This is a genomic window from Pantoea sp. CTOTU49201 (genome assembly GCF_032054795.1).
In the GTDB taxonomy this organism is placed as follows: Bacteria; Pseudomonadota; Gammaproteobacteria; order Enterobacterales; family Enterobacteriaceae; genus Pantoea; species Pantoea symbiotica.
Map to the genome: position 1 here is coordinate 21,377 of NZ_DAMBSA010000010.1, position 7,304 is coordinate 28,680.

Genomic DNA, 7,304 nt, shown 5'->3' on the forward strand with positions numbered 1-7,304 from the left:
TTATCCTTTTGCTCTCCGTGTCGCTTCGACGACGCGCATCGCTTCGACAGTCTCTTTCACATCATGCACGCGAATAATTTGCGCCCCTTGCATGGCGGCAATCACCGCACAGCTGAGGCTTCCGGTCAGGCGCTGCGCCGGACCGACATTTAGCAACTGACCAACCATCGACTTCCGCGACATCCCGACCAACAGCGGTAAGCCGTAATGGTGGAAATGGCTCAGATTGGCCAGCAGTTCATAGTTGTGGCTGAGATTCTTACCGAAACCGAAGCCAGGATCGAGCAGCAGATTATCTTTTTTGATACCGGCTGCTTCACATCGCGCAATCTGCGCAGCGAAGTAAGCGTCCACTTCGCTCACGATGTGGCTATATTCCGGTGCCTGCTGCATGGTGCGCGGTTCACCTTGCATGTGCATCAAACACACCGGCAAACCGGTTTCTGCTGCCGCTGCTAGCGCGCCCGGTTCGGACAGGGAGCGAATGTCATTGATAATGTGAGCACCCACTCGCGCCGCTTCACGGATCACTTCTGGTTTAGACGTATCCACGGAAATCCACACCTCAAAACGCTGCGCGATGGCTTCCACCACCGGAATGACGCGTGCCAGCTCTTCCTCCACGCTGACTTCATCAGCGCCCGGACGTGTTGATTCACCGCCAACATCAATGATGGTGGCACCGGCATTCACCATTTCATTGGTGTGCGTCAGCGCATCAACCAGCGTGTTGTGGCTTCCACCATCAGAGAAAGAGTCCGGCGTGACATTCAAAATACCCATCACATGGGGAAAAGAGAGATCGAGATGGGAATCACGGGCGAACAACTTCATGGCGAGAATCTCCTTGAGGAATCACTGAATCGCAGAATGTAAAAAACCCCGGACTTGCCGGGGTTTGCATTGTAACAAGTATTGCGGCTGCAAATCTGGCGGTGAGCAATGCATCCCGCCAGAACGCTATCACATGATCTTGTCTGAACCCGGTGTTTTCGGGTCATCAACAGGACGTGGAGCCTGGGTAGAGTCGCCGTTACCCACAGCAACTTTCGCCTCTTCCCAACCTGCTGGTGGACGCACCTCGCGGCGTGCCATCAGATCGCTGATTTGCGGTGCATCAATGGTCTCATACTTCATCAGCGCGTCTTTCATCGCGTGAAGGATGTCCATGTTTTCATTCAGAATACGGCGTGCACGCTGATAGTTGGTATCGATAAGGTGTTTAACTTCCTGATCGATAATGCGCGCCGTTTCATCTGACATGTGTTTTGCTTTCGCCACTGAACGACCGAGGAATACTTCGCCCTCTTCTTCAGCGTAAAGCAATGGACCCAGCTTCTCAGAGAAGCCCCACTGCGTAACCATGTTGCGCGCTACGCTGGTTGCCATTTTGATGTCAGATGAAGCACCGGTAGAAACATAGTCCGGACCATAAATGATCTCTTCCGCCAGACGTCCGCCGTAAGCCACAGAAATACGGCTTTCCAGCTTCTGACGGTTGGCGCTGATCTCATCGCCCACTGGCAAGAAGAAAGCCACACCCAGTGCACGACCACGCGGGATGATGGTGACCTTGTGCACCGGATCGTAACCCGGAACCAGCGTACCGACGATCGCGTGACCCGCTTCATGATAGGCCGTCGATTCTTTCTGCTCTTCGGTCATCACCATGGAGCGACGTTCCGCACCCATCATGATTTTGTCTTTGGCTTTTTCAAACTCAACCATCGAAACCACACGCTTGTTGCCGCGAGCAGCAAACAGCGCAGCTTCGTTGACCAGGTTAGCCAAATCCGCACCGGAGAAGCCAGGCGTACCACGTGCGATGACTGAAGGATCCATATCGGTTGCCAGCGGCACACGACGCATATGGACTTTCAGAATCTGCTCACGACCACGCACGTCTGGCAGACCGACGACAACCTGACGGTCAAAGCGACCTGGACGCAGCAGCGCCGGGTCAAGTACGTCTGGACGGTTAGTTGCCGCGATTACGATGATGCCTTCATTACCTTCAAAGCCATCCATCTCAACCAGCATCTGGTTCAGCGTTTGTTCACGTTCATCGTGACCACCGCCTAAACCTGCGCCACGCTGACGGCCAACCGCATCGATTTCATCGATAAAGATGATGCACGGCGCGGCTTTCTTCGCTTGTTCGAACATGTCACGCACACGAGATGCACCAACACCGACAAACATTTCAACGAAGTCAGAACCAGAAATAGTAAAGAACGGTACTTTGGCTTCGCCAGCAATCGCTTTCGCCAGCAGCGTTTTACCGGTACCCGGAGGACCGACCATTAGGACGCCTTTCGGGATTTTACCGCCCAGCTTCTGGAAACGGCTCGGCTCACGCAGATACTCAACCAGCTCACCCACTTCTTCTTTGGCCTCATCACAACCGGCCACGTCAGCAAAAGTGGTTTTGATCTGATCTTCGGTCAGCATGCGGGCTTTGCTCTTGCCGAAGGACATCGCGCCCTTGCCGCCGCCGCCCTGCATCTGCCGCATAAAGAAGATCCACACGCCAATCAGCAGCAGCATTGGGAACCATGAGATGAAGATGGAAGCCAGCAGGCTTGGTTCTTCAGGCGGTTCGCCAACTACTTTGACGTTTTTGGTCAACAGGTTATCGAGTAACTTAGGATCGTTGACGGGGATATAGGTGGTGTATTTATTGCTGTCTTTTTTGACAACGTTAATCTCACGCCCGTTAATTCGTGCCTCGCGGACCTGATCTTGGTTCACTTCCGATAGGAAAGTTGAATAATCAACCCTACGGCCATTCGACTCGCTGGGCCCAAAGCTCTGGAATACAGACATCAGCACGACCGCGATGACTAACCAGAGAATCAGGTTTTTCGCCATGTCACTCAAGGGATTAACCTCATATTACAACGATGTTAACAGACAGCGTAGGGTACTATAGTTCCTTCATACCTGGAATCGCAGTGCGGATGATTTTGCTTGTTTACCCTGAAACTCAGAATTACACATCAGAGTAAACGCATTGGTCGTCTTGCTTTGATTCCGGCAATTCGGGCTAAAGTTTGCGCCCCGTCGCCACAATGTACACTTCGCGCGAACGTAATCGCGAAGCGTCCGGCTTACGAATTTTCACTTTCGTAAACAGGGAGCGAATTTCCCGCAGGTATTCATCGAAGCCATCTCCCTGAAACACTTTCACGACAAAACTGCCGCCTGGGGCCAGGATATCCCGACACATTTCCAGCGCCAATTCTACCAAATACATCGAACGTGGAATATCAACCGCAGGTGTACCGCTCATGTTGGGTGCCATATCAGACATCACCACCTGCACCTTTTGGTCGCCTACGCGCTCGAGTAAGGCGTTAAGAACCGCCTCATCTCGAAAATCGCCCTGCAAAAAATCAACGCCGACAATCGGATCCATTGGTAACAGATCGCAGGCGATGATACGACCACTTGATCCGATAAGCTGAACCACATATTGCGACCAACCGCCGGGTGCCGCACCGAGATCAACAACTGTCATCCCGGGTTTGAAAATCTTGTCACCCTGCTGAATTTCTTCAAGTTTAAACCAGGCACGCGAACGTAACCCTTTTTTCTGTGCCTGCAGCACATATTTATCGCTAAAGTGTTCCTGTAGCCAGCGACTGGAACTGGCCGAACGCTTTTTACCCGTCATAATTTTTCCAATTAAATCGTCATCGTAGCGATAAATCAGCACGCAATGGTCGCGTTGATTTGGCGATATACCCGAGATGGCGGTAGAATGAACCGTTTTCAATCCCTGAGTAAGCAAAAAATACGATGAATCTGAGTACCAAACAAAAACAGCACCTGAAAGGCCTTGCCCATCCGCTTAAGCCGGTTGTCATGCTGGGCGGTAATGGCCTGACCGAAGGCGTGCTCGCCGAAATCGAACTGGCGCTCGAGCATCACGAATTGATCAAGGTAAAAATTGCCTCGGAAGATCGTGAAACTAAGCAGCTGATCGTGGACGCTATCGTGCGTGAGACTAAAGCAGGCAACGTACAGGTAATCGGCAACACGCTGGTGCTGTATCGCCCTGCCAAAGAGCGTAAAATTACTCTTCCGCGTTAATCATGCCTTTAAAGGCGGCGACGGGCAAAGAAAGTGCCACGCTCCTGCATGTGATAAAAGGCCGCAATGCGGCCTTTTTCCTTTCTTTACAAAATGCAGCGACATATTGCAAAGCGTAGCAATATCTTAAAGGTATTCCACCTTCAGGACTTCATATTCCACATCCCCGCCCGGGGTTTTCACAATCGCGACATCGTCTGCTGATTTTCCAACCAATCCACGCGCCATCGGCGAATTCACTGAAATCAGGTTCTGTTTGAAGTCAGCTTCATCGTCACCCACGATGCGATAGGTGAACTCTTCATCCGTATCCACATTGAGGATGGTCACGGTAGCGCCAAAAATCACGCGACCGGTTTTAGGCATGGCAGTCACATCAATGACTTGCGCATTGGAAAGCTTGGCTTCGATCTCCTGAATACGACCCTCGCAGAAACCCTGTTCTTCGCGAGCCGCATGATATTCGGCATTCTCTTTCAAATCGCCGTGCTCACGGGCTGTGGCGATGGAGGCGATGATGCGCGGACGCTTCACAGTTTTCAGTTCGTTCAGCTCTTCGCGCAGCTTCTCAGCGCCTTTCAACGTCATCGGAATCTGATTCATTTTGGCTCCTCGTCATCTATCCTGGTTAACGGCGTCATCCTGACCGGTGACAGCAGAAAACAGCTTCTGCGGCGCGTTACCTCTTTTCACAAGCAAAAGAAGCCTGACCGGGAAAGCTTTCCGGGTCAGGTTCGGTTTTGCATTTTGATACGTATTTTACCCCAGAGTTCCCTGTGGGTCATCGTTTACTTTGCACCGTCCGGGGACGTAGTATTGACGCCCTCACCCGTCAGTTACCGCGAGATTATGCGATTTTCACGACTTGTTACCGGATTAACCTGTGCGTTTATGCTGCAGGCACAAGCAGCCCCCGTTGATGAATACATGCAGTATTTGCCAGACGGCGCAAACCTGGCGCTGATGGTACAAAAAGTGGGCGCATCCACCCCAATAATCGATTATCACGGCAAACAGATGGCGTTACCGGCCAGCACCATGAAAGTGGTGACAGCGCTGGCGGCTTTGTTAGAACTCGGACCCGATTTCCGTTTCCAGACCACCATGGAGACCAAAGGTGCGGTTAACGATGGCACCTTGAATGGCGATTTAGTGGCGCGTTTTGGCGGCGATCCCACGCTGGGTCGCCAGGATCTGCGCAACATGGTAGCCGCGCTGAAAAAGCAGGGCATCACCCATATCAAAGGCAACCTGGTGATCGACACTTCGGTGTTCGCCAGCCACGATATGGCGCCAGGCTGGCCGTGGAACGATCTGACACAGTGCTTCAGCGCGCCGCCGGGTGCGGCAATCGTCGATAAAAACTGTTTCTCGGTTTCGCTGTATAGCGCCAATACGCCTGGCGAAAACGCCTTTGTGCGTATCGCTTCCTATTATCCGGCTCACATGTTTAGTCAGGTGCGCACCATTGGTCGCAACAGCGGTGACGGACAATATTGCGAGCTGGATGTCGTACCAGGCGAGCTCAATCGCTACACCTTAACCGGCTGCATGCGCCAACGTTCAGAGCCGCTGCCGCTGGCCTTTGCCGTGCAGGATGGTGCTGCGTGGGCCGGTGAGATTCTTAAAGCCGAGCTGCGCGCCGCCGATATTGGTTACAGCGGGCATCTGGTTCGCCAGGCGCAAGTGACATCGCCGGGGACCGTGTTGGCTTCAACGCAATCTGCACCGCTGCACACGCTGCTGCACACCATGCTGAAGAAGTCAGACAACATGATCGCCGATACCGTGTTCCGCACCATCGGCCATCACTACTTCAACGTGCCGGGCACCTTCCGCGCGGGTTCGGATGCGGTACGTCGCATCCTACGTGAAAAAGCCGGTGTCGATCTCGGTAACAGCATTCAGGTTGATGGTTCCGGCCTGTCGCGCCATGACCTGATTGCGCCAGATACTATGATGCAAGTGCTGCAATACATTGCGAAAAATGATTCGACGCTGAATTACATTTCGATGTTGCCGCTGGCCGGTTACGACGGCACGCTGCAATATCGCGGCGGTCTGCACGAAGCAGGACTGGATGGCAAAGTATCTGCGAAAACCGGTTCGCTGCAGGGCGTCTATAATCTGGCAGGATTCATCACCACTTCCAGTGGCGCACGCGTCGCCTTTGTCCAGTTCCTGTCCGGCTATGCTGTGCCGCCGGAAGATCAGAAAACGCGCCGCATCCCGCTGGTACGTTTTGAGAGCCGCCTCTATACGGATATCAACAAGAACAACTGATGAAACTGCTAATTGTTGAAGATGATGCACTATTGCAATCGGGCCTTGCGCAGGCACTAACCTCGCAGGGCTACGCCATCGACTGCGCCAGCACGGCTGCAGAGAGCAATGCGCTGCTGCGTAGCGGACAATACAGCCTGATCGTGCTCGATCTCGGCTTGCCGGATCGCGATGGTGCTTCGCTGCTGCGTCAATGGCGACGCGACGGCATTGCGGTGCCGGTATTGATCCTTACAGCGCGCGATGCGCTGGAGGATCGCGTTGATGGTCTGGATGCCGGCGCTGATGATTATCTGGTGAAGCCGTTTGCGCTGGTTGAGTTACAGGCACGCGTGCGAGCGCTGATTCGCCGTTATCAGGGCCACAGCGATAACCTGTTGCAACAGGGCGATCTGACGCTCAATCTCAGTTCCCAGCAGGTTTTGCTGGAAGCGATCCCGCTGGAGATCACGCCAAAAGAGTTCGCGTTGCTCACCCGTTTACTGATGCGCGTGGGACAAAATGTGCATCGCGAAACGCTGCAGCAGGATCTCTACAGCTGGAATGACGATCCCGGTTCCAACACCCTTGAAGTTCACATCCACAATTTACGTCGCAAGCTCGGGAAAGATCGCATCAAAACCGTGCGCGGCGTCGGTTACCGTCTGGAAATCCGCGAATGAACAGCATGCGTCAGCGGTTATTGATTATGCTGGCGCTGATTCTCCTCACCTGTCAGGTGATGAGCGCCATCTGGCTGTGGCATGAAAGCCGCGAGCAGATCAGTTTTTTGGTCAACGAAACGCTCTCGGCGCAGGCGCGTAACGATCGCGTGGAAAACGAGATCCGTGAGGCGATTGCCTCGTTGCTGTTACCTTCCTTAGTGATGGTCGCCCTCACCTTGCTGCTGTCGTTTTGGGCGATCAACTGGATTATTCGTCCGCTGA

The 7,304-nt window shown here is 53.3% G+C and carries 7 protein-coding genes and 1 pseudogene; 4 read left to right on the forward strand and 4 right to left on the reverse strand.

All coding sequences use genetic code 11. The features are described from left to right. The 3 genes from folP to rlmE form a co-directional block, all read right to left on the reverse strand. Complete coding sequence (gene folP / locus RTY00_RS01595; protein ID WP_008104309.1) at positions 1–834, reverse strand: dihydropteroate synthase; 834 nt, start codon at positions 832–834, stop codon at positions 1–3. A 129-nt stretch (positions 835–963) separates the two neighbouring features. Continuing rightward, positions 964–2,871, reverse strand: a complete 1,908-nt coding sequence (gene ftsH, locus RTY00_RS01600) for an ATP-dependent zinc metalloprotease FtsH (RefSeq protein ID WP_036620266.1) — start codon at positions 2,869–2,871, stop codon at positions 964–966. Between the two features lie 175 nt (positions 2,872–3,046). Beyond that, positions 3,047–3,676, reverse strand: coding sequence for a 23S rRNA (uridine(2552)-2'-O)-methyltransferase RlmE (gene rlmE, locus RTY00_RS01605; protein ID WP_007886684.1), 630 nt, complete (start codon positions 3,674–3,676; stop codon positions 3,047–3,049). A 125-nt stretch (positions 3,677–3,801) separates the two neighbouring features. Between rlmE and yhbY the strand changes: the two genes are divergently transcribed. Next, positions 3,802–4,095 (forward strand): ribosome assembly RNA-binding protein YhbY, encoded by a 294-nt coding sequence (gene yhbY / locus RTY00_RS01610; protein ID WP_007886683.1) that lies wholly within the window; start codon positions 3,802–3,804, stop codon positions 4,093–4,095. A gap of 126 nt (positions 4,096–4,221) precedes the next feature. Here the strand turns inward: yhbY and greA are convergent, their stop codons facing one another. Continuing rightward, positions 4,222–4,698: a transcription elongation factor GreA gene (greA, locus tag RTY00_RS01615; protein ID WP_110868068.1), complete on the reverse strand. Its 477-nt coding sequence runs from the start codon at positions 4,696–4,698 to the stop codon at positions 4,222–4,224. Positions 4,699–4,944: 246 nt separating this feature from the next. Here greA and dacB point away from each other — a divergent pair, with 246 nt between their 5' ends. From dacB to RTY00_RS01630, 3 genes and pseudogenes are all read left to right on the forward strand, one after another. Continuing rightward, on the forward strand, positions 4,945–6,378 hold the full coding sequence (dacB, locus tag RTY00_RS01620) for a serine-type D-Ala-D-Ala carboxypeptidase (protein ID WP_312663194.1): 1,434 nt from the start codon (positions 4,945–4,947) through the stop codon (positions 6,376–6,378). Further along, the gene (pmrA, locus tag RTY00_RS01625) at positions 6,378–7,040 is read left to right on the forward strand and encodes a two-component system response regulator PmrA (protein WP_061718248.1); all 663 of its coding nucleotides are present in this window, start codon (positions 6,378–6,380) and stop codon (positions 7,038–7,040) included. The genes dacB and pmrA overlap by 1 nt, the downstream gene beginning before the upstream one ends. Next, positions 7,037–7,304: pseudogene (locus RTY00_RS01630) on the forward strand (two-component sensor histidine kinase); the annotation flags it as partial. The gene pmrA and the pseudogene RTY00_RS01630, both read left to right, overlap by 4 nt.

What these genes read in the sequence shown, in the direction of transcription:
- pmrA (WP_061718248.1), top strand. Translation starts at nt 6,378, where the DNA reads ATGAAACTGCTAATTGTTGAAGATGATGCACTATTGCAATCGGGCCTT.
- ftsH (WP_036620266.1), bottom strand. Translation starts at nt 2,871, where the DNA reads ATGGCGAAAAACCTGATTCTCTGGTTAGTCATCGCGGTCGTGCTGATG.
- rlmE (WP_007886684.1), bottom strand. Translation starts at nt 3,676, where the DNA reads ATGACGGGTAAAAAGCGTTCGGCCAGTTCCAGTCGCTGGCTACAGGAA.
- greA (WP_110868068.1), bottom strand. Translation starts at nt 4,698, where the DNA reads ATGAATCAGATTCCGATGACGTTGAAAGGCGCTGAGAAGCTGCGCGAA.
- folP (WP_008104309.1), bottom strand. Translation starts at nt 834, where the DNA reads ATGAAGTTGTTCGCCCGTGATTCCCATCTCGATCTCTCTTTTCCCCAT.
- dacB (WP_312663194.1), top strand. Translation starts at nt 4,945, where the DNA reads ATGCGATTTTCACGACTTGTTACCGGATTAACCTGTGCGTTTATGCTG.
- yhbY (WP_007886683.1), top strand. Translation starts at nt 3,802, where the DNA reads ATGAATCTGAGTACCAAACAAAAACAGCACCTGAAAGGCCTTGCCCAT.